This window comes from Aliiroseovarius lamellibrachiae (assembly GCF_018599245.1).
In the GTDB taxonomy this organism is placed as follows: Bacteria; Pseudomonadota; Alphaproteobacteria; order Rhodobacterales; family Rhodobacteraceae; genus Aliiroseovarius; species Aliiroseovarius lamellibrachiae.
In genome coordinates this window covers 84,368-105,912 of sequence record NZ_JAHEVJ010000010.1, presented here as the reverse complement: position 1 = coordinate 105,912, position 21,545 = coordinate 84,368, and the positions used below count along the sequence as shown (strand labels likewise).

Below are 21,545 nucleotides of genomic sequence, written 5' to 3'. Positions count from 1 at the left end.
CTTGATAAAAAACGCCCGAAGCGATGGCTCCGGGCGTTTCTTTTATTGTGTCGTTTCAGCAGTTGATCAGCCGTCGAAATCGATCTCTTCAATCAGTTTCAGCGCTGCTGGGCGTTCCGCGGCCACTTCCATCAGGTTCAGGTCGTCAGCCACAAAGCTGCCCCAGCTTTGCACCAACGGGTCCGCTTGTGTGCCGGGTGCGATCGGATATTCGAAGTTCGTAGCCGCGTAGATTTCCTGTGCTTTTGGCGAGGCAAGAAATTCCATCAGCGCGATGGCCGCCTCTTTGTTTGGGGCGTATTTGGTCAGGGCCATGCCCGAGACATTCACATGGGTGCCCGAGTTTTCGAAGGTCGGGAACACGACATTCACACTGTTTGCCCAAGCCTTTTGCTCGTCATTGCTGAGCATTTTGCCCATGTAATAGGTGTTGCCGATGGCGATGTCGCATTCGCCGGCCCAGATTGCTTTGACCTGTGCGCGGTCATTGCCTTGGGGCTTGCGTGCGAGGTTGGCTTTCACGCCTTCTAGCCAAGTGGTGGTGGCCTCTGGACCGTGGTGTTTCAGGTATGCCGCGACCATAGCCAGCGTATAGGCGTGGGTTCCCGACCGGGTGCAGATCCGGCCTTTCCATTTGGGGTCGGCCAAATCTTCATATGTGGTCACATCCCCTTCGTTCACACGGTCCTTCGACGCATAAACGATCCGCGCGCGCGAGGTGAGGCCGAACCATTGATCATCCGTGTCGCGATATTGCGCAGGAATATTTGCCTTTAGTGTGTCAGATTGAACTGGCTGGGTCAGGCCCGCATCTACGACGCCCGCAAGGCGCGAGATATCGGTGGTCAGGATCAGGTCAGCAGGGCTGCGTTTGCCCTCGGCTTGCAGGCGTTCGATCATGCCCTTTTGCAGGAATGCAACATTGACGTTGTGGCCGGTTTGCGCGCTAAAGGCATCCATCAAGGGTTGGATCAGCTCGGGCTGGCGATAGGAATAAACATTCACGTCGTCGGCGCTGGCGGTGGTGGCCATGATGGACGGTAGGGTTGCGGCCAAAATAGTGGCGGTGATGATTGTGCGTTTCATGTTGCATCTCCTGAGAAATCTTGAGGCGCTTAAATCCGAGTGAATTACTCAGGTCAATACCTGATTAAAAAAATCAGGAACTATTTTTCCCGCTCCGCCTGCTTCACCGCGTCCCAAAGCGCATCCATTTCTTCAAGTGTGGACTCTTCTGGTCGGCGCCCGATGGTGGCAAGGCGCTGTTCCACTCCTGCAAAACGCCGCTCAAACTTGGCGTTGGCTTGGCGCAGCGCCTCTTCGGGTTCCACGTCCAGATGCCGCGCCAGATTGGCCATGACAAAAAGCAGATCCCCAAACTCCTCGCGCACCTCGTCTTGGCTTAAACTGTCCTTTGCCTCGACCAATTCCAACGCTTCTTCTTGAATTTTTTCAAGAACTTGGGTTGTTTCTGGCCAATCAAACCCAACACGCGCGGCCCTATTTTGCAGTTTAACCGCGCGCAACAAAGCCGGCAGGCCAATCGCAACCCCGTCAAGCACGCCCTTTTGCGCCTTGGCTGCGCGTTCCATCGCTTTGATTGCTTCCCAGTCGCGGGTCTGTTGCTCGGCTGACTTGTCGGACGCGTCATCGCCAAACACATGTGGATGACGCGTGACCATTTTGTTTGACATCGTATCGGCCACATCGTCGAAACTGAATAATCCACGCTCTTCGGCCATTTGCGCGTGAAACACGGATTGAAACAGCAGATCGCCGAGTTCGCCCTTCAGCTCGTCCCAAGCTTCGCGTTCGATCGCATCGGCCACTTCATACGCTTCCTCAATGGTATAAGGCGCGATGGTGTGGAAATCCTGTTCAAGGTCCCACGGGCAGCCACCATTTGGATCCCGCAGGCGTCGCATGATTTCGCGCAGGCGATCCATGCCACCATTGGGGGTATGGACAATCTTGTCCGACGTGGTGCGTTCGGTATTTTTCAACATTGCAATTGACCCTTTTTTCGGGGAACCCTTTTGGAAACTCTAAAGGAGAGCCCAATGCCCGTCATTAACCGTATTGCTGATTTTGGCGAAGATATGAAGACCTGGCGTCGTTGGATGCATGCGCATCCCGAACTTGGGTTGGAATGCTTTGAAACCGCAGCCTTTGTGGTGGAGCGGTTGCGCGACTTCGGAGTGGATGAGATCCACGAGAAGATTGGCGTATCGGGTGTGGTGGCGATCATCAACGGGCAGGGGGACGGCCCTACAATTGGCTTGCGTGCCGATATGGATGCGCTGCCGATTGAGGAGCAGACTGGGGCAGAACATGCCTCGCAAAACTCGGGGCTAATGCATGCTTGTGGTCATGATGGGCACACAACCATGCTGTTGGGCGCGGCGCGATATCTGGCCGAAACGCGGAATTTCAAAGGGCGGGTGGCGTTAATCTTCCAGCCGGCGGAAGAGAATTTCGGCGGGGCCAAGCATATGTGTGACGAAGGGATGATGGACCGGTTTGATATCTCCGAGGTCTATGCGCTGCACAATACACCGGGCCATGCACTTGGTGAATTTGTCACGACGCCTGGCCCGATCATGGCCGCCGTGGACACCTTGCGGGTGCGTGTGACAGGCAAGGGGGGCCACGCGGCCTATCCTCAGGAGTGTGTGGATCCGATCATAGCGATGGTCTCGATGGTGCAGGCGTTGCAAAGCATCGTGTCACGCAACCTTCCGCCGCTTGAAGAGCTGGTGCTGTCCGTGACTGAAATTCATGGCGGCACGGCGGATAATATCACCCCAGAAACCGTATGGTTCGGCGCCACAATCCGCAGCTTTTCGCCCGAGATCCGAGATTTGGTCGAACGTCGCGTGCATGACATTGTAACGGGTCAGGCCGCCAGTTTTGGCGTTACGGTTGAGATCAATTACGAACGTGGTTATCCGCCGACCATCAACCACGCCGCCCAGACGGCCAAAGCGGTTTCTGTGGCACGGGAGCTGTCGGGCGAAGATCGTGTCCAAGCACAGGCTGGGCGCGAGATGGGGGCGGAGGATTTTGCCTATATGCTCGAAGAACGCCCCGGTGCGTATCTCTTTTTGGGGCAGGGCGAAGGGGCAGGGCTTCACCACCCGGAATATGATTTCAACGATGATGCAGCCCCTTATGGGGCCAGTTTCTTTGCGCGTTTGATCGAAAAAGTTAATCATCTATAACAGCGAGTTACGTTGATATTCTGCATATTTGATCAAATAATATGGCGGTAAGGAAATATCCATGCTACCTAAGGGAAAATCATTTGGGAGAGTATCATGGCACTCGAAGACGCCGGCAATGAGGTTGATACCGCGATCACACGCGACGGGCTGAAAGGTCTGTCGTTTGAAAACACCTTTGGCGGTATCACGTCCTTTTTGCGCCGTACCTATACTAAAGATCTGCACAATGTGGATATTGCGGTGACAGGTGTGCCCTTCGATCAGGCCGTGACCAACCGGCCCGGCACGCGCCTTGGGCCACGGGCGATCCGCGAGGCATCAGCCTTGCAATCTCCGGATCAGGCCTATGGTTGGGACTTTGATGTGCTGAGCGAGTTTGCCGTCGCTGACTATGGGGATATGGCATTTGATTATGCACAGATCAGCCAGTTTCCAGAAACACTTGAGGCGCATATCAAGGGCATTTTGGATCAGGATTGTGCCAGTTTGGCGCTTGGGGGCGATCACTATATCACCTTTCCAATCCTGCGCGCATACGCCAAGAAATTCGGGCCACTTAGCCTGTTGCAATTTGATGCCCATACCGACACCTGGCCCGATGATGATATGGGGCGGGTGGATCATGGCACCATGTTTTACAAGGCGGTAAAAGAAGGGCTGATTGATCCGAAACGCTCGGTCCAAGTGGGCATTCGGACCCATAATGCGGACACTTTGGGGGTGAATATCATTGATGCGCGCGAAGTGCATGAAACGGGGCCCGTGGCGGTGGTTCAAAAGATCAAATCGATCCTCGGGGATCATCAAACCTATTTGACGTTTGATATTGATGCGCTTGATCCGGCTTTTGCGCCAGGGACGGGTACGCCTGTTTGGGGCGGGCTGACCACCGCGCAAACCTCGATCATGCTGCGGGATTTGGCGGGTATCAATCTTGTGGGGGGCGATATAGTCGAGGTGTCGCCGCCCTTTGACACCACTGGTGCCACCGCGATTGCGGGTGCGCATGTCGCAATGGAAATCCTTAATTTATGGGCGGTTACGCGCCGTGGTTAGTGTCGTTTCGCGGTCGTTTGATCCTTGATCAAAGGGTTTTGGCTGACCCTTGGGAAAGCTCGTAGCGTCCTGATGCCCATGCTATCTCACGCTTTCGGTTTTAGAAGGTTGAGCGAATGAAAACTCTTATGATCGGGGCCGGGATTGTGCTCTTTCTTGTGGTTGGGGTGGCGCTTTTTGCCCGTGTGAAGCCCTTGCCGTCGGAACGGTTCTCGGGGTGGCCTGGGCCAAACACGCCGGGAAAGCATATGTTGGTCGGGGGCGTGAAATACGTCCTGCCCTTGGCCGATCTGCCGAACAACGCCTTGGCCCAATTGGCAGCGATCATCAAGGCGAGCCCGCGCAGTGTACCGCATGAAACCCAGAAAGGGCGGGCATTTGTCACCCGGTCCAAAGTCTTCGGTTTCCCAGACATTACCTTGTTGTGGGAACAGGACGGCCAGCTGCATATTCATGCGCATTTGGTGATTGGAAAATCAGATCTTGGGGTCAACGCCGCCCGTGTCGATGGCTGGCTTGAGCAGCTTGTCGAGCAACCCTGATGTCATGCAACCACGGCCCGTGTCGCGCCAAATTGGCACGTTCAAGCTCATGTCGCACAGCGCCATAAAGGCGCGCCCGCCCACGTAAAGACAGATTTCCTGACCCAGCTCAACACGCGACCCTTGGGTGTCGGTGCAATAACAATCAATGACTTTGCCACCCGGGGTCACAACATCGGCCCAAACTGGGGCCGAGATGGTCCCGATCGCCATGCCCCAAAGGCCCAAAAGAGTGACGAAATTTCGCATGAATTCAGTCTAGCACAGTTCCAGCTCTTGACCAAATTCTCACAATGCGACAGACCGATCCTTATGGTTCCTATGGAAAAACTCAGCGCGATCACCGAACGGTTCGAATTTCTCGAAGCGCGGATGTCGCAAGGACTGACGGGCGATGAAATCGCGGCCGTCGGTCGGGAATATGCCGAGCTTAAGCCCGTCGTCGAAGAAATCTTGGTTTATAAGCAGCTGATTGCCGATATCGACGAGGCAGAGCTGATGATGGATGACCCGGATATGCGGGAGCTGGCAGAAGAAGAATTGCCCACGCTGAAGGCGCGATTGCCGGATGCGGAAAAAGGGATGCGGTTGGCGCTTTTGCCCAAAGATGCCGCCGATGCCCGCCCCGCGATGATCGAAATCCGCCCGGGAACCGGCGGGGATGAGGCAGCGCTTTTTGCGGGCGACCTTTTGCGGATGTATCAACGCTATTCCGAAGCGCAGGGGTGGTCATTTGAAATTATGGACCAAACCCTGTCCGAGCTTGGGGGGGTGAAAGAGGTCACCGCGCATGTGAAGGGAAGCGGGGTGTTCGCGCGCCTGAAATACGAAAGCGGTGTACACAGGGTCCAACGGGTGCCGGAAACCGAAAGCGGTGGACGTATTCACACCTCGGCTGCCACGGTTGCGGTCCTGCCAGAGGCCGAAGATGTTGATGTGCAGATTGATGCAAATGACATCCGGATCGACACCATGCGCAGCTCGGGCGCGGGCGGACAACATGTGAACACCACCGATTCTGCTGTGCGTATCACCCACATCCCAACGGGGATTGTCGTTACCAGTTCGGAAAAATCGCAACACCGCAACCGCGAGATCGCGATGCAGGTGCTCAAAACGCGGCTTTACGATTTGGAGCGGCAACGGGTCGACAATGAACGCGCCGCCGATCGCAAAAGCCAAGTTGGGTCTGGGGATCGATCAGAACGCATTCGCACCTATAATTTCCCACAAGGGCGCATGACGGACCACCGCATCAACCTCACCCTTTATAAGCTCGACCAGATTATCGCGGGGGATTTGACCGAAGTGATCGACGCGTTGACCGCCGAGGCGCAGGCGGCCCAGCTGGCTGAGATCGACGGATGACCACGGCGCAAGGGCTGTTGGTTTCGGGCGTGCGCCATTTGACGGCGGGCGGTATTGACGGGGCTGCACAGGACGCACGGGTGCTGTTGGCCCATGTGCTGGGCATCCCGCGGGATCGTTTGACCTTGGTTTTAGCGGACGCGGTGACGGCTGATCAGGAAGCGGAATTTGATGCGGCGATCGCTGCTCGAATGGCGCGTCAGCCCGTTGCGCAAATCATTGGTAAGCGATTGTTCTATGGCCGATCTTTTAGTGTGACGGGTGATGTTCTTGACCCACGACCAGAGACGGAAGAGCTTGTGGCTGAGGCGCTTAAACATCCATTTGAAACGGTTTTGGATTTGGGAACTGGCTCGGGCTGTATTTTGCTTTCCTTGCTGGCGGAGCGAAGTGACGCCACGGGAATTGGCGCAGATTTGTCAGACGCGGCGTTGCGTGTTGCAACGCGAAACCGCACGGCATTGGACCTTGATGCGCGTGCTGAGTTTGTATCGGGCAGTTGGTTTGGACCGGTGCAGGGGCGCTTTGATCTGATTGTCTCAAACCCACCGTATATTGCGGCGGATGAAATGACGGGCCTGTCGCAAGATGTGTTGCTGTGGGAACCCCATCTTGCGCTTACGCCGGGGGGGGACGGGTTGGAACCTTACCGCATTCTCACGCGCCAAGCGCCCGACCACCTGAACACAAATGGCCGGTTGATTGTTGAAATTGGTCCCAGCCAGGGGCCGGCCGTGGCTGAGATGTTTCGTGCGGCTGGGTTTGAAATGGTTCGGGTGGGGCAGGATATGGACGGCCGCGACCGTATCGTTTGCGGTGACTTGGCGTAACGCAATTCGCTGACTTCGCGCCAAATGCAGCCGATTCAGGCAGATTCCCGCAAATATCCCTGTATGTTGCGCACTTTGGGCTTGTTTCATTCAGATCTGATGGTTACGAAAGAGGGGTCGGAAGCAACAGTCCAGTCGGACATGCGCCGGTGTTAAGCCCACAAATCGGACCGCAGGATGCGCGACAGCGCCCCGTTCGATCAAAAACGTCAGGCCCTGTTTGGGTCACAGGCACAAGCCAAGGCTGGAAGCAAAAGCTTATGAGATCTACGAAGTCCCGTTCGCGTAATAAATCGAACCGTAACCGGAACAATAACAACAACCCGGGAAATATTATCAACCGGGTGTTTGACAGCTCTGGGCCCGAGGGCAAGGTGCGTGGCACCCCTCAGCAAATCATTGAAAAATATACTCAGCTTGCGCGAGATGCGTTTTTGTCGAATGACCGCGTGGCGGCCGAGAATTTTCAGCAGCATTCTGAGCATTACACCCGTTTGTTGGGCGAGGCGCAGCGTGAAGTCGACGCGCGCCGCGTGCAGGCGGAACAGCAGAACCGCGAGCGTCAGCAACAACAACAGCAGCAGCGTGAAAGAGATGATCGCGAGCGTAAACAACCCGATGTTGTTGATGCGCCTGTGGAGCCTGCGGCGCCGAATATTCCCACCGAGCAACCTGATGTGATCAGCGAGCCGGATAGTGGTCTTGTGGAAACGCCTGAAAGCAAACCGAAAAAGCGCGCGCCACGGCCTCGCAAGCCTCGTAAGGTAGAGGCAGCACAACCTGATGTCGCCCCGGTTCAACCGGCGCCCGCTGCTCCGGTTGAAGTGGATAAAGCTGAGTAAGCTCGTTTCGTCCGTTAAAAGACATTAAAAAGCCCGGTCAAATCGACCGGGCTTTTTGTATTTTGTCTCATCATAGGTTCGAACGCCGATTTAGTCGGTGCCGCGATAGGGTTCCACATATTGCAGCGCCATATCCCATGGAAAGAAAATCCAGGTGTCTTGGCTGACTTCGGTGATGAAGGTGTCGACCATTGGTCGGCCCTTTGGCTTGGCATAGACCGTGGCGAAATGAGCGTTTGGATAAAGCTCGCGCACAAGCTCAAGGGTTTTGCCACTGTCAACGAGATCATCAACGATCAGGATGCCAGTGCCGTCGCCCATCAGCTCGGCGTCCGGGGATTTCAACACCTCTGCCTCACGCTGTTCATCGGCTTTGCCGCCGCCTGCGTGGTAGGATTTCACGCTGATGGTATCAACGGTGCGAATGTCCAGCTCGCGGCTGACGATCATCGCAGGGGCCATGCCGCCACGGGTGATCGCCACAACAGCGCGCCAAGCCCCATCATCGGGGCCTTGGCCATCTAGGCGCCAAGCAAGCGCGCGACTGTCGCGGTGGATTTGATCCCAACTGATATGGAAGCCTTTTTCGTGGGGCAGGCGGTGATCACTCATTGTTATTTCCTTCCCGCAGAAACATCGATATCAGGCGCATCAACCGCTTTCATACCAACGACATGATAGCCCGCATCAACGTGGTGTGTTTCACCGGTCACGCCGGATCCCAGATCCGACAGCAGGTAAAGCGCGGATTTGCCGACGTCTTGGATGGTGACGTTGCGGCGAAGGGGCGAATTCAACTCGTTCCATTTCAGGATGTAGCGGAAATCACCAATGCCCGATGCGGCCAATGTCTTAATCGGACCAGCAGAGATTGAATTGACGCGGATGCCATCTTTGCCAAGATCCTCGGCCATGTAACGCACAGATGCTTCAAGGGCGGCTTTGGCGACCCCCATCACATTGTAATGCGGCATCACTTGTTCGGCACCGTAATAGGTCAGCGTCAGAAGGGATCCGCCATCGGGCATCATGGCCGCAGCCCGGCGTGCAACAGCGGTAAAGCTGTAAACCGAGATGTCCATGGTCATGCGGAAATTTTCAGGGCTGGTGTCAACATACCGCCCACGAAGCTCATTTTTGTCAGAAAAACCAATGGCATGCACGATAAAATCAAGCTTGCCCCACTTGGCTTCCAGCGTGGTGAATAAAGCATCAATTGACGCCTCATCCGACACATCACAAGGTTCCACAATCTCAGACCCAAGCTGTGCAGCCAGCGGATCAACGCGTTTTTTCAACGCATCGCCCTGATATGAAAACGCGAGTTCCGCGCCTTGTTCCGCACAGGCTTTTGCAATCCCCCACGCGATGGATTTGTCATTTGCGAGCCCCATAATCAGGCCGCGTTTTCCGTTCATCAAACCGGTCGACATTCTCTGTTCCCCGTCCCACATTTCTGGTTTAAGCCCGTTTATGCGATTGCCCCAGCTTCCACAAGCCTCGCTCTTTAAACTGGAGCATTCGGCAGAATGGTGCAACAAAAAGCCGGGCTGCGCAGGTGGCGCCTTTTATGGGTGAAAATGAGAAAAGGGACGGACAATGTCGGAACGTGGTGGAATTTTCGCGGGCGATGACCCATTCGCTTTGGCGCGCAGCTGGCTGGCTGAGGCGGAAGCCGCAGAACCCAATGACCCCAATGCCATTGCCCTGTCCACGGTCGACAAGGATGGAATGCCAAACGCGCGAATGGTGCTTTTGAAAGACATCGAAGACGACGCCTTTGTGTTTTACACCAACTACGGCTCTGCCAAAGCGCAGGAAATTGATCAGGCAGGCAAAGCTGCATTTGTGATGCATTGGAAATCTCTGCGCCGCCAAATTCGCGTGCGTGGGACCGTGACCCGAGAAGAGGGGGCGCAGGCTGACGCCTATTACCAGTCTCGTTCGCTCAAAAGCCGTTTGGGCGCCTGGGCGTCACATCAAAGTCAACCACTCAAGTCGCGCAACAGCTTGATGGCAGAGGTTGCGCGCGTGACGGCGACGCATGGCACATCGCCGTCGCGCCCGGATTTTTGGGGGGGATACCGAATTCACCCAACGGAAATCGAGTTCTGGGCGGATGGCGCCTTTAGGTTGCATGATCGGTTTCGCTGGATTCGCGAGACGTGTAATTCCGATTGGTGCATTTCGCGACTTAATCCATAAAAAAAGCGAAATTCTGCGTTAATTCTGCGGGTTTACCCCTTTGAACCTGCCTAAAAGTACAGGTAGTTTTGGCTTGCGAGGTCGCCTCATTTGTTTCACTACTATATATGGGGATGTGAACTTATAGGGTGACCAGATGACGTTAGAGTCTGAGGCGCAGGACACCACGATTCTGCACGGACATGTAAAATGGTTTGATCCCACCAAGGGATTTGGTTTCGTAATTGCGGATGAAGGCGGCGCAGATATCCTGCTTCATGCAAATGTGTTGCGGAATTTCGGCCAAAGCTCCGTCGCGGATGGGGCTGGAATTGAAATTGAGGTGCAAGACACCCAGCGCGGACGACAGGCTGTGGCCGTACGTGCCATTACACCCCCCGAAACCACCGAAATCTTAGGCCTTGCCGAAGAACAATCCGAAGAGTTTGATTTGGAGAATGCAGGCCCGGTTGTCCCGGCACGGGTGAAGTGGTTCGACAAAGGCAAGGGCTTTGGTTTTGCCAATATCTTTGGCTCTGACGAGGATGTATTCATTCACATCGAGGTGCTGCGCCGCTCCGGTTTGGCAGATCTTCAGCCCGGTGAGGCAATTTGCTTGCGCACAATCCAAGGGAAACGTGGCAAGCTGGCGCTGGTTGTGTCCGCCTGGGACAGTGCCGTGAACGAAGTTGGATAAACCCGTTCGGTAAGCTCGCGCAGAATGGCTGCCAAGGGAACCCTACCGGACATCCTACCCAAAGGGGGCTCGTGATGCAGGTCTTCAAATACGCTGCCTTTTTCTCAGTTCTGTCAGTGCTGACCAGCTTTTCTGTCACTGCGGCCAATGCGGCCTGTCGGGAAGAGCGCGTGGATCTGCGCGGGGCATGGGGGCAGGCCGGGTTTACGGTTGAAGTGGCCCAAACCCATCGCGACCGTGCCAAAGGTCTGATGGGGCGAACAGAAATGCCCTTGGGGCAGGGGATGCTGTTTGTCTACCCTTTTGCCCATGAACCGGCATTCTGGATGAAGAACACACTGATTCCTTTGGACATGTTGTTTCTGACCACGGATGGGCGAGTCGCTTTTATTCATAAAAACGCGCAACCCGGTGATTTGACGCCGGTGAGTGGCGGAAAAGGCGTGCGTTACGTGCTCGAGCTAAACGGTGGTTTGGCAGAAAAGATCGGAATCACCGTGGGAAGTCAGTTAAAATCCCCATTTATTAAGCAGCGCGTGGCCCTTTGGCCGTGTGACGAGAACTGATTATTCTTCTTGTGACGAGAAATTGCATTTGGAGTGCATTTTGGGGTTTCATCCCCCGAAAGACATCGTTATCAGTCTCCTCAGTCGGGGCGTAGCGCAGCCTGGTAGCGCGACGGTTTTGGGTACCGTAGGTCGCAAGTTCGAATCTTGCCGTCCCGACCATCTTCCTCTTTACTGCCGATTTATCATCGTTTGCGACCGTTTGGTTTTGCACTCTTGGGTGAACTCCAATTGCGCGTTGAGCAGACGGGGCAGCCCCTAGATCTTGTGAAGCTCAATCTTTCGATTAGAGATTCTCTTGGTGATGTCAGGGTATGAACAGATGTTAATCTGTATGAACGTGTTCTGCGGGTCACAAATCCTATTCATACACAATGTTGTCCACAGCCGAGCGGACTAGCCATCTTACATGCCGACTTTCACCTTTTTTGTTAGGGTTTTGGCGTAAGTCTGCCGAGACGCTAGTAAAATAAGGCTACACGTATAGGTGGTACTTTATGGAATCGATTGGTTAATCGCCCCGCGCAAAATCCTTGGATTAGGTCAACGAAAAAGAGTTGTGGATAGATTGGAAAAATGCGTTGACCGATTGTGGGTCAATACGTCAGTTTGTGGGTGCTGATCATGGCGACCACTACATATAGTGGGGAAGGTCACGCGGGAGAGCACAGCACTTTGTTACCCTTTTTTGGGTCACAGCCGGACGACTTTTGTCGTGGCCACCGGAGAGTTGTGCGCTGTCCCGAGACGATAATGGATCATGCATGAATTTTGGGACAGGTTGGGTTCGTTCAGGATCTGCCGAATAGATATGAGGATGGATCGGGCACAATGAAGATCGAGCGCAAATTCACACGGGCCGGGGCAGGCGCCTACGCAGATTTGGACTTCATCCACACCTCGTCAGAGATTCGGAACCCGGACGGAACCATCGTGTTTAAGCTGGACGAATGTGAAGTGCCGTCAAGCTGGAGCCAGGTCGCCTCAGATGTGATCGCACAAAAATACTTCCGCAAAGCTGGCGTGCCCGCAGCGATGAAGCGGGTCAAAGAAAAAGATGTGCCAGAGTTTCTGTGGCGCTCAGTTCCTGATGAAAAAGCATTGGCAAAATTGCCCGAAGAGGATCGTTTCGGCGGCGAAACGTCGGCCAAGCAAGTGTTTGACCGTTTGGCGGGCGCATGGGCCTATTGGGGTTGGAAAGGCGGCTATTTCTCAACCGAAGAGGACGCCAGCGCCTATTACGACGAAATGCGTAACATGCTGGCCAGCCAGCGCGCGGCGCCCAACAGCCCGCAATGGTTCAATACCGGCCTGCATTGGGCCTATGGGATCGACGGCCCAAGCCAAGGGCATTATTATGTCGACCACAACACCAAAAAGCTGACCAAATCGGCGTCGGCTTATGAGCATCCTCAGCCGCACGCTTGTTTCATCCAATCGGTCGGTGACGATCTGGTGGGGGATGGCGGCATTATGGATCTGTGGGTGCGCGAGGCGCGCCTGTTTAAATATGGATCCGGCACCGGCACCAACTTTTCCAGCCTTCGTGCTGCGGATGAAAAGCTGTCTGGCGGGGGCAAATCCTCGGGCCTGATGGGCTTCTTGAAAATCGGTGATCGGGCGGCGGGCGCGATTAAATCCGGCGGCACCACACGGCGTGCAGCCAAGATGGTGATCGTTGATGCGGACCACCCGGATGTCGAAGAATACATCAATTGGAAAGTCAAAGAAGAGCAGAAAGTGGCCTCGCTTGTGGCGGGGTCCAAGATGCACGAAGCGCATTTGAACGATCTTTTTGCTGCGATCCGCACATGGGACGGGGCAGAGGAAGACGCGTTTGACCCCAAAGCCAACGAAGGTTTGAAAAGTGCAATTCGGGCCGCCAAGAAAGTCGCAATTCCAGAGGCTTACGTGAAGCGCGTGTTGGATTATGCTAAGCAGGGCTTTGCGGCGATTGAGTTTCCAACCTATGACACCGACTGGGATTCAGAGGCTTATGCCACCGTTTCTGGTCAAAACTCTAACAACTCAGTCCGCGTGACTGATGCCTATTTGAAGGCCGTTGAGGACGATGCGGATTGGGAGCTGATCCGCCGCACCGATGGCTCGGTCGCCAAGACCATTAAGGCGCGCGATCTGTGGGATCAAATCGGCCACGCCGCTTGGGCCTGTGCCGATCCGGGCATCCAATATCATGACACCGTGAACGCGTGGCACACCTGCCCAGAGGATGGTGCGATCCGCGGATCAAACCCGTGTTCGGAATATATGTTTCTGGATGATACCGCTTGTAACCTGGCGTCCATGAACCTGCTGACGTTCCTGAAGGACGGTGTCTTTCAGGCCGAAGATTACATGCACGCCACCCGCCTGTGGACTGTGACGCTTGAGATTTCGGTGATGATGGCGCAGTTCCCATCAAAGGAAATTGCGCAACTGTCTTATGACTTCCGCACCTTGGGTCTGGGCTATGCCAATATTGGCGGGTTGTTGATGAACATGGGCTTTAGCTATGACAGCGACGAGGGGCGTGCGCTTTGTGGTGCGCTGACCGCGATTATGACCGGTGTGGCCTATGCCACCTCGGCTGAAATGGCCGGGCAATTGGGGGCGTTTGACGGCTATAAGCGCAACGAAGAGCACATGTTGAAGGTGATCCGCAATCACCGCACAGCGGCCTATGGCGCCACCGAAGGCTATGAAAAACTGGATATTAAGCCGGTTGCACTTGATCATGCCAACTGTCCCGATGCCAAACTGGTCGATCTGGCGATGGGCGCTTGGGACGAAGCGATGCTGCTTGGTGAAAAGCACGGCTTTCGCAACGCTCAGGTCTCGGTGATTGCCCCAACTGGCACCATTGGCTTGGTGATGGATTGTGACACCACGGGGATTGAGCCTGATTTCGCGCTGGTGAAATTCAAGAAACTGGCCGGTGGCGGGTATTTCAAAATCATCAACCGCTCGGTTCCTGCGGCGTTGGAAATGCAGGGCTATAGCTCGGCCCAGATCGAAGAGATTGTCAGCTATGCGGTGGGTCACGGCACCATCGGCAATGCGCCGGGGATCAACCATACCACGCTGATCGGACACGGATTTGGGCAGAACGAGATTGCCAAGATCGAAGCGGCCTTGCCGTCGGCTTTTGATATTCGCTTTGTGTTCAACCAATGGACGCTGGGCGAAGAGTTTTGCACCAATGTCTTGGGGATTCCTCAGGAAAAACTGAACGATCCGAGCTTCAGCCTGCTCGCGCATCTTGGCTTTACCCGTCAAGATATTGAGGCCGCAAATGACCACGTTTGCGGAACGATGACGCTGGAAGGCGCGCCACATTTGAAGGAAGAGCATTATTCGATTTTCGACTGTGCAAATCCATGTGGCAAAAAAGGTAAGCGTTTCCTGAGTGTTGACAGCCATATCTATATGATGGCGGCCGCGCAGTCGTTTATTTCGGGTGCGATTTCGAAAACCATCAACATGCCAAATGACGCGACGATCGAAGATTGTCAGAGCGCCTATGAGCTGAGCTGGTCATTGGGCATCAAGGCCAATGCGCTGTACCGCGACGGATCAAAACTGTCACAACCATTGGCCGCGTCCCTTGTGGAAGACGACGACGAGGCGGAAGAAATCCTTGCCACCGGCACGCCCAATGAAAAGGCGATCACGCTGGCCGAAAAAATCATCGAGAAAGTGGTGATCAAAGAGGTTGCGCGCGGGCGTGAAAAACTGCCCGGTCGCCGTAAAGGATACACGCAAAAATCCATCGTTGGCGGGCATAAAGTTTACCTTCGCACTGGTGAATATGAAGACGGCAATCTGGGTGAGATTTTCATCGACATGCACAAAGAGGGTGCAGGGTTCCGTGCGATGATGAACAACTTTGCCATCGCGGTGTCGGTTGGCCTGCAATACGGTGTGCCGCTTGAGGAATTTGTTGATGCGTTCACCTTCACCAAGTTTGAGCCTGCGGGCATGGTGCAGGGCAATGACTCGATCAAAAACGCCACTTCGATCTTGGATTACATCTTCCGTGAATTGGCGGTGTCTTATCTGGATCGTACCGATCTGGCACACGTAAAGCCAACCGGTGCCAGCTTTGATGACCTGGGTCGCGGTGAAGAAGAAGGCGTGTCTAATGTTCAGGAAATGAGCGAAAGCGCCGCCTCTAAGTCATTGGAAGTGCTTAAACAAATCAGCTCAACCGGCTACCTCCGCAAACGTCTTCCACAAGAATTGGTGGTGTTGCAAGGCGGTCAAGAAAAAACGTCTTTGACCGGAACGGACCCTGTGGGGGCGCTGAACACCTTGGTGCCTGAAACCGCAACCGCAACGGTGACGGTTTCTGAAACCACGGTGGCCACCGGGTCAGTCACCGCGATGGACGAACGTGTGAAAGCCAAGATGCAAGGGTATGAAGGCGACCCTTGCGGCGAGTGCGGAAATTACACGCTGGTGCGCAATGGCACCTGCATGAAATGCAATACCTGTGGGGGCACCTCTGGTTGTTCCTAGTGGGTTAAACAGTTTGCGGCGCCTGCTTTCTGTCCCAAGGGGCGGGCGTCGCAGAGATAGGGTGGGGCGGTTTGCCCCCTCACCTTAACACGGGACGGGTGCGCTCGCCCCTGACGTGGATAAGGCCGCAGGCAACAAATCTGAGCGGTACAATGACGAGCCTTATCAGCGAAACTGGGTGCCTTCGGGCACCCTTTCTTTTTTGGCAATGCTTTTGTGGTGATGAAAGCGGTGCCATCATTGTTTTCGATATTGTGGCGAAATTATTTTGCAAAACTTGACCTAGCGTAAGTTATGGCAAGTGAAATGTGATATCTTATGGAAAGTGACGCGTAAGCGCGTCAGTTTTTGGAGGGGGTGACGCCAATTGCGCACAGTTCTGGGCCACTTATCTGCTGGATGCGCGTTTCACCTGTGAATAGAATTATTCCCGTAGGAATGGAGTATACCATGAACGGTATTGTGCTTTGGTACAAATCAGACAAGCAGCTGGGGCTGGTGTGGTGTGAAGATCAAGGGCCATTGGCGTGCATCACCGGAAATACAGAGCTTTTAGCAGGTATTGATGGGTTTGAGTCTGGGGATCAGATTGTCTTTCACACGGAAAACGAGGGCCCCATGCGCGAGATCGCGCGCGTGATCAGTTGCCATCGAGGCACCGGCGATATTGATCCGCATAAGTTGCTGGTCAATGACGGTCATGATACGTCAAATGCCCTTCAAGAAACTCGCCATCTTAAAGTTGTGGCTTAAGAGGGGAGAGATCCCCAATATGCAAAGTAAAAGCGCAGCCCCCTGAGCGAAGCTGCGCCTTTCTGGCTTTTATACCTCGCCGCGCGACAAGGCTGCGACACCAGTTCGCGCCACTTCTTTTAATCCAAGCGGGCGCATCAATTCGGCAAAGGCAGAAATTTTCTCAGTTGTTCCGGTGATTTCGAACACAAAGCTTCCAAGCGTTGAATCCACAACATTGGCACGGAAAATATCGGCCAAACGCAGGGCTTCAACGCGTTTTTCGCCACCACCTTCAACCTTGAATAACGCCAGTTCCCGTTCAACAGCAGGGCCTTCGACAGTCAAATCATGCACGTCATGCACAGGAACAATCCGGCCCAACTGCGCTTTGATTTGTTCAATGACCGCAGGTGTCCCTGTGGTGACCACAGTGATCCGCGACAAATGGCTTTGGTGATCAACTTCCGCCACCGTAAGGCTTTCGATGTTGTATCCGCGCCCTGAAAACAGGCCGATCACACGGGCCAAAACACCCGCTTCATTGTCCACGATGCAGGCCAGCGTATGGCGTTCGATCACATCGGAATTGGGGTCGCGCAAATCATAGGCCGAATTGCGGGAGGAGCCTTTTTTGATATTTAGAGCAGACATTTCATAACCCTCCTTAAACCAAAGTTGCGCCGGCAGAGCCGATCACGCCTTGTGTATCCGCTTCGCCCATCAACATGTCATTATGCGGGGCACCCGATGGGATCATCGGGAAGCAGTTGGCGTGTTTCTCGACCAAGACATCCAGAATGAACGGCCCGTCATAATCGAGCATTTCCTGAATGGCGTCGTCCAGCTCGGCCGGGTCGCTGACCTGGCGGCCTTTACAGCCAAAGGCTTCGGCCAATTTCACGAAATCAGGCAGGCTTTCCGACCAGCTGTGGCTATAGCGTTCACCATGCAGCAGCTCTTGCCACTGACGGACCATGCCCAGACGCTCGTTGTTCAGGATGAATTGTTTGATCGGCAGGCGGAATTGAACGGCGGTGCCCATTTCCTGCATGTTCATCAACCATGACGCATCACCCGCGACGTTCACCACAAGGGCGTCGGGATGTGCCACTTGTGCGCCCACGGTGGCCGGAAGCCCGTATCCCATGGTGCCCAGACCACCTGAGGTCAGCCACCGATTTGGGTCTTCAAAGCCCAGGAATTGCGCCGCCCACATCTGATGTTGGCCCACTTCGGTGGCCACATAGCGGTCTTTGTCTTTGGTCAGCGCCTCAAGGCGTTCCAGAGCAAATTGCGGCTGAATAATCTCATCGCTGTTGTTATAGCTCAGACATTTGCGGTCGCGCCAAGTTGCGATTTGATCCCACCATTGGCCGATTGCGGCTTTATTGGTTTTGCGGCCACGGGCCTTCCAAATCCTCAACAGATCCTCAAGCACATGTCCCACGTCGCCAATGATGGGCAGGTCCACATGGATCACTTTGTTGATTGAGCTTGGGTCAATGTCGATATGCGCCTTTTGTGATCCGGGGCTGAAGGCATCCAGACGGCCGGTGATCCGGTCGTCAAAACGCGCGCCAATGTTGATCATCAGATCACAATCATGCATCGCCATATTGGCCTCATAAAGCCCATGCATCCCCAACATCCCCAGCCATTTCTCGCCAGAGGCAGGATAGGCGCCAAGGCCCATCAAGGTTGAGGTGATGGGGAAACCTGTGGCTTCTACCAATTCACGCAGCAACTGACACGCGCCATTGCCCGAATTGATCACCCCGCCGCCGGTGTAAAACACGGGGCGTTCCGCGGCTTCCATCGCGGCCACCAGTTCGGTGATCATATCTTTGTCGCCGCGCACTGGCGGCTGGTAATGGGCGACGTTTGCTTTTGCCGGTGGGGTGTAAGACCCCGTTGCAAACTGAACATCCTTTGGAATATCCACCAACGTCGGGCCAGGGCGACCCGAAATGGCCACATGGAACGCCTGATGGATCACATCCGCGAGCTTATCGGTCTCTTTCACAAGCCAGTTGTGCTTGGTGCAGGGGCGGGTGATGCCAACGGTGTCGGCCTCTTGGAAGCCATCGGTGCCGATCATGAAGGTCGGAACCTGACCGGTCAGAACCACAATCGGGATCGAATCCAAAAGCGCATCGGTCAGACCGGTCACCGCATTGGTGGCGCCGGGACCGGAGGTCACCAGAACAACACCCGGTTTGCCGGTGGAACGCGCGTAACCCTCGGCGGCATGCACAGCCCCTTGTTCATGACGTACCAGAATGTGGCGAATGTCATTTTGCTGAAAAATCTCATCGTAAATCGGTAGGACGGCGCCCCCCGGATAGCCAAAGACTGTGTCCACACCCTGATCCTTCAGGGCTTGAACTACCATTTTCGCTCCGGTCATTTGACGTGTCATCTTGCTCTCCGTCTGCACGCTTACATTTTTGAAGTGTCTAAAAAAAAGCCCCCGAGAGTGTCGAGGGCGCATGGGGAATATTTAGGTTCCGTTACCGGCCCATGCGCGAATTTCCAATGACGACGAGAAGGCTTTGCATCTCTGTGATCCCTTGAGGCTTTGTTGACTTCGTTTGCGACATTATGATTGGTGCGCGGGGGCGTCAACAGCGAAATGAACGAATAAAGTGTCGCAGCGTGCGATTTTTTGTACTTTTATTGCGCGGTTCGGTAATTTTTGGAAACATCGGGAAATTTAAGCCAGTTTTTCTGCGATTGCAGCATTCACCAGCAAGAGCGAGCATGCTCAGCTCAATTCAAATGCGTTAAGTCTTGAGAAATCAGTGCCGAAAATCAGGTTTCGATGGCGCCAAGATCAGGCAACGCAATCCCCGCAACCTGTTCTGCAATCGGATCGGTCGACAGGGGGTGCATGTCATCTTCGTGGTCTTGCACATGCTCCAAATCAACCCAAGTGCCGTTTTTATAGATCTCAAGGGCTGCGAATTTGGCTTTGTAATCCATCTTCGGGCTGCCGGGCACCCAATAGCCAAGATAGACGTAAGGAAGCCCAACTTCGCGGGCCAGATCGATGTGATCAAGGATCATATAGGTGCCAAGCGACAGGTCTCGCCGGGTAGGGTCATAAAAGGAATAGACCATCGACAACCCATCATCGAGCACATCGGTCAGGCAAACCGCGGTCAGTTCGCCTTTGCTTTCACCACTTGTGGGGCGATATTCTATGACACGCGTTTTGATTGGGGTCTCTTCGATCATCGCGGCAAACTCAAACACATCCATATCCGCCATGCCGCCATCCGCGTGGCGACTGTCAAGATAGGTGCGAAACAGATCAAACTGATCTTCTGTGGCCCAGGGGGCACGGGCGCGACGGTTCAGAAAGTCATTTTTCTTACTGGTGCGCTTTTGGCTTTTGGTTGGGGTGAAGTCGGCCACCCGGATCCGCGCGGACATACAGGCGTTGCATTCGGCACATGACGGGCGGTAAAGCACGTTTTGCGATCGACGGAACCCTTGTTTGGAAAGTGTGTCATTCAGCTTGTTTGCATGTTCACCTTGCAGCGCGGTGAACAGCTTGCGTTCTTGCCTGTCGTCCAAATAGGGGCACGTCTGAGGAGCCGTCACGTAGAACTGCGGGGCAAGAGGCAATGAATGGCGCATAGGGATCCGATGTTGATCATGGTTTCCAAAAAGGTAACGCTTCAGACCCTCATCCTTCAAGCCCCTTAAGAGAAAAGGGTAAACGCCCGTGGGGATTTCTGCGGAAATGCTTTGGGATATGCTGTGGGATGGGCTGACCCCACGGGGTCAGCTTGTGGCAAATCGGTTGATGGCTGCGGTTCCAAGGAACATATCGGTCAGAGATTGGCGTCGGGCCGTGCTGAACAACATTGCGATCGACAAGACCTGTAAAATAACGGTCATCATTGTGATGTAATAGCCGGCGACGTGAAAAAAGGCGGTGGGGACGTCAAAGCGTTCGCCGCGGCCAGTGCGCAACTCAATCGCCATAAGGCGCATGCCCGGTGTTGCGGACCGATTGCTGACACTGATCATCCGGTACAGAAAATCCATCACCAGCCACAGGGGAATGAAGACAAAGAAACCTATTCCAAAGGTCAGGAGCGCAATCATCAGGGTCAGTGCAAAGATCAACCCGGCATCAATCATCCAAGCAAACGCACGTTTCATGGCAACGTGGTCGTAAAACTCGGGCTGGGTTTCCGGGTCAGGAAGACCCCAAAGGGCATCAAGGGTGCGCGACATTGGCTTGGATCTCTTTGTCAGGTCTTGTTGGGAAATTCCCCACTGGCGAGGCACCAGTGGGGCGGGGGACAGGGCTTATTTGTCCGATTTCTTCGGCTCGTCAAGCAGTTCGCCATCATCTGTCGTATCGTCGATGTCTTCCACATCCGCACGCGATTGGCTGGCGGTCTCTGCACGATCATCCATGAATTGGTCAAACTCTGACTTGTCTTTGGCGGCGCGCAGACGTTCCAAGAAGGCCTCAAAGGCGTCTTGCTCGCTCATCAAGCGGCGCAGGGTTTCGGCTTTATAGGAATCAAATGCCGTGTTGCCTGAGCTGCGGAACCCATGGCGGCGGGCGTAACGCTGATCGCCGGTAAAGCCACTGTGGTTACGACGTGAACAGGATTTTGAAAACATGCGTTTGCTCCAGATCATATAGGCAAGAAGGGCAAGGCCGATGGGCCAGACAAAGATGAAGGACACAACCATGGCAGCGATCCAGGCGCCTTTGCCTCGTTGGTCCAGCCAGTGCTCTGCGCGTGACAGCCAGCCCTGAGGGGTGTTTGACATTTGCGGTTGGGCGGCGATGGTCATGATGGTTCTCCGTGTTTGATGTTTATGTGAATGCCTTTCACATTACAGCATTTGGGTGTTTGGGGTGGTGGCTGCAAGAGTGTATGTGAATGTTTTTTACATTTATTTTTTATATAACTGTATTTAAACGAAAAAAATTGTCGGAAGGGGCGGTCCCTT

21 protein-coding genes and 1 tRNA gene are annotated in these 21,545 nt (G+C 54.5%); 12 read left to right on the top strand and 10 right to left on the bottom strand.

The genetic code is table 11. The features are described from left to right. Nucleotides 1-66 precede the first annotated feature (66 nt). Both KKW20_RS15895 and mazG read right to left on the bottom strand, forming a co-directional pair. Nucleotides 67-1,086: a Fe(3+) ABC transporter substrate-binding protein gene (locus KKW20_RS15895; RefSeq protein ID WP_214568893.1), complete on the bottom strand. Its 1,020-nt coding sequence runs from the start codon at nt 1,084-1,086 to the stop codon at nt 67-69. Nucleotides 1,087-1,166: 80 nt separating this feature from the next. Further along, entirely contained in the window at nt 1,167-2,006 is an 840-nt protein-coding gene (gene mazG / locus KKW20_RS15890; protein WP_214568892.1) for a nucleoside triphosphate pyrophosphohydrolase, read from the bottom strand. 54 nt (nt 2,007-2,060) lie between these two features. On the opposite strand from mazG, the gene KKW20_RS15885 reads away from it, so the two are divergent. From KKW20_RS15885 to KKW20_RS15875, 3 genes are all read left to right on the top strand, one after another. Then, complete coding sequence (locus KKW20_RS15885) at nt 2,061-3,221, top strand: M20 aminoacylase family protein (protein WP_214568891.1); 1,161 nt, start codon at nt 2,061-2,063, stop codon at nt 3,219-3,221. A 96-nt stretch (nt 3,222-3,317) separates the two neighbouring features. Then, nucleotides 3,318-4,280 (top strand): agmatinase, encoded by a 963-nt coding sequence (gene speB, locus KKW20_RS15880; protein ID WP_214568890.1) that lies wholly within the window; start codon nt 3,318-3,320, stop codon nt 4,278-4,280. 116 nt (nt 4,281-4,396) lie between these two features. Beyond that, nucleotides 4,397-4,822 carry a DUF1499 domain-containing protein gene (locus KKW20_RS15875; protein WP_214568889.1) on the top strand — a complete coding sequence of 142 codons (426 nt, stop codon included), beginning with the start codon at nt 4,397-4,399 and terminating at the stop codon, nt 4,820-4,822. On the opposite strand, the gene KKW20_RS15870 is transcribed toward KKW20_RS15875, so the two are convergent. Continuing rightward, nucleotides 4,757-5,071: a hypothetical protein gene (locus KKW20_RS15870; RefSeq protein ID WP_246534651.1), complete on the bottom strand. Its 315-nt coding sequence runs from the start codon at nt 5,069-5,071 to the stop codon at nt 4,757-4,759. The genes KKW20_RS15875 and KKW20_RS15870 overlap by 66 nt on opposite strands. Nucleotides 5,072-5,134: 63 nt before the next feature. On the opposite strand from KKW20_RS15870, the gene prfA reads away from it, so the two are divergent. The 3 genes from prfA to KKW20_RS15855 all read left to right on the top strand — a co-directional run bounded on the left by prfA (nt 5,135) and on the right by KKW20_RS15855 (nt 7,862). Continuing rightward, the gene (prfA, locus tag KKW20_RS15865) at nt 5,135-6,190 is read left to right on the top strand and encodes a peptide chain release factor 1 (RefSeq protein ID WP_214568888.1); all 1,056 of its coding nucleotides are present in this window, start codon (nt 5,135-5,137) and stop codon (nt 6,188-6,190) included. Beyond that, a complete protein-coding gene (gene prmC, locus KKW20_RS15860) occupies nt 6,187-7,020 on the top strand; it encodes a peptide chain release factor N(5)-glutamine methyltransferase (RefSeq protein ID WP_214568887.1) in 834 nt (277 codons plus the stop codon). Before prfA ends, prmC begins: the two co-directional genes overlap by 4 nt. Before the next feature lie 260 nt (nt 7,021-7,280). Next, nucleotides 7,281-7,862 carry a DUF4167 domain-containing protein gene (locus KKW20_RS15855; RefSeq protein WP_214568886.1) on the top strand — a complete coding sequence of 194 codons (582 nt, stop codon included), beginning with the start codon at nt 7,281-7,283 and terminating at the stop codon, nt 7,860-7,862. 90 nt (nt 7,863-7,952) lie between these two features. Here KKW20_RS15855 and gpt read toward each other — a convergent pair whose 3' ends face one another. Further along, a complete protein-coding gene (gpt, locus tag KKW20_RS15850; RefSeq protein ID WP_214568885.1) occupies nt 7,953-8,474 on the bottom strand; it encodes a xanthine phosphoribosyltransferase in 522 nt (173 codons plus the stop codon). Between the two features lie 2 nt (nt 8,475-8,476). Continuing rightward, nucleotides 8,477-9,295, bottom strand: a complete 819-nt coding sequence (fabI, locus tag KKW20_RS15845) for an enoyl-ACP reductase FabI (RefSeq protein ID WP_214568884.1) — start codon at nt 9,293-9,295, stop codon at nt 8,477-8,479. Nucleotides 9,296-9,461: 166 nt separating this feature from the next. Between fabI and pdxH the strand changes: the two genes are divergently transcribed. The 6 genes from pdxH to KKW20_RS15815 all read left to right on the top strand — a co-directional run bounded on the left by pdxH (nt 9,462) and on the right by KKW20_RS15815 (nt 16,580). Then, the gene (pdxH, locus tag KKW20_RS15840) at nt 9,462-10,067 is read left to right on the top strand and encodes a pyridoxamine 5'-phosphate oxidase (RefSeq protein WP_214568883.1); all 606 of its coding nucleotides are present in this window, start codon (nt 9,462-9,464) and stop codon (nt 10,065-10,067) included. Nucleotides 10,068-10,203: 136 nt separating this feature from the next. Beyond that, nucleotides 10,204-10,743 (top strand): cold-shock protein, encoded by a 540-nt coding sequence (locus KKW20_RS15835; RefSeq protein ID WP_214568882.1) that lies wholly within the window; start codon nt 10,204-10,206, stop codon nt 10,741-10,743. 74 nt (nt 10,744-10,817) lie between these two features. Then, the gene (locus KKW20_RS15830; RefSeq protein WP_214568881.1) at nt 10,818-11,309 is read left to right on the top strand and encodes a DUF192 domain-containing protein; all 492 of its coding nucleotides are present in this window, start codon (nt 10,818-10,820) and stop codon (nt 11,307-11,309) included. 85 nt (nt 11,310-11,394) lie between these two features. Next, nucleotides 11,395-11,471, top strand: a tRNA-Pro gene (locus tag KKW20_RS15825). A gap of 669 nt (nt 11,472-12,140) precedes the next feature. Beyond that, entirely contained in the window at nt 12,141-15,827 is a 3,687-nt protein-coding gene (locus KKW20_RS15820; RefSeq protein WP_214568880.1) for a vitamin B12-dependent ribonucleotide reductase, read from the top strand. A 450-nt stretch (nt 15,828-16,277) separates the two neighbouring features. Further along, nucleotides 16,278-16,580 carry a hypothetical protein gene (locus tag KKW20_RS15815; protein WP_214568879.1) on the top strand — a complete coding sequence of 101 codons (303 nt, stop codon included), beginning with the start codon at nt 16,278-16,280 and terminating at the stop codon, nt 16,578-16,580. A 69-nt stretch (nt 16,581-16,649) separates the two neighbouring features. On the opposite strand, the gene ilvN is transcribed toward KKW20_RS15815, so the two are convergent. The 5 genes from ilvN to KKW20_RS15790 all read right to left on the bottom strand — a co-directional run bounded on the left by ilvN (nt 16,650) and on the right by KKW20_RS15790 (nt 21,386). Further along, nucleotides 16,650-17,213 carry an acetolactate synthase small subunit gene (gene ilvN / locus KKW20_RS15810; protein WP_214568878.1) on the bottom strand — a complete coding sequence of 188 codons (564 nt, stop codon included), beginning with the start codon at nt 17,211-17,213 and terminating at the stop codon, nt 16,650-16,652. 13 nt (nt 17,214-17,226) lie between these two features. Then, nucleotides 17,227-18,981, bottom strand: a complete 1,755-nt coding sequence (locus KKW20_RS15805) for an acetolactate synthase 3 large subunit (RefSeq protein WP_214568877.1) — start codon at nt 18,979-18,981, stop codon at nt 17,227-17,229. A 392-nt stretch (nt 18,982-19,373) separates the two neighbouring features. Then, entirely contained in the window at nt 19,374-20,204 is an 831-nt protein-coding gene (locus KKW20_RS15800; protein ID WP_214568876.1) for an arginyltransferase, read from the bottom strand. A 147-nt stretch (nt 20,205-20,351) separates the two neighbouring features. Next, nucleotides 20,352-20,810, bottom strand: a complete 459-nt coding sequence (locus KKW20_RS15795; RefSeq protein ID WP_214568875.1) for an RDD family protein — start codon at nt 20,808-20,810, stop codon at nt 20,352-20,354. 75 nt (nt 20,811-20,885) lie between these two features. After that, a complete protein-coding gene (locus KKW20_RS15790) occupies nt 20,886-21,386 on the bottom strand; it encodes a DUF2852 domain-containing protein (RefSeq protein ID WP_214568874.1) in 501 nt (166 codons plus the stop codon). Nucleotides 21,387-21,545: the final 159 nt, after the last annotated feature.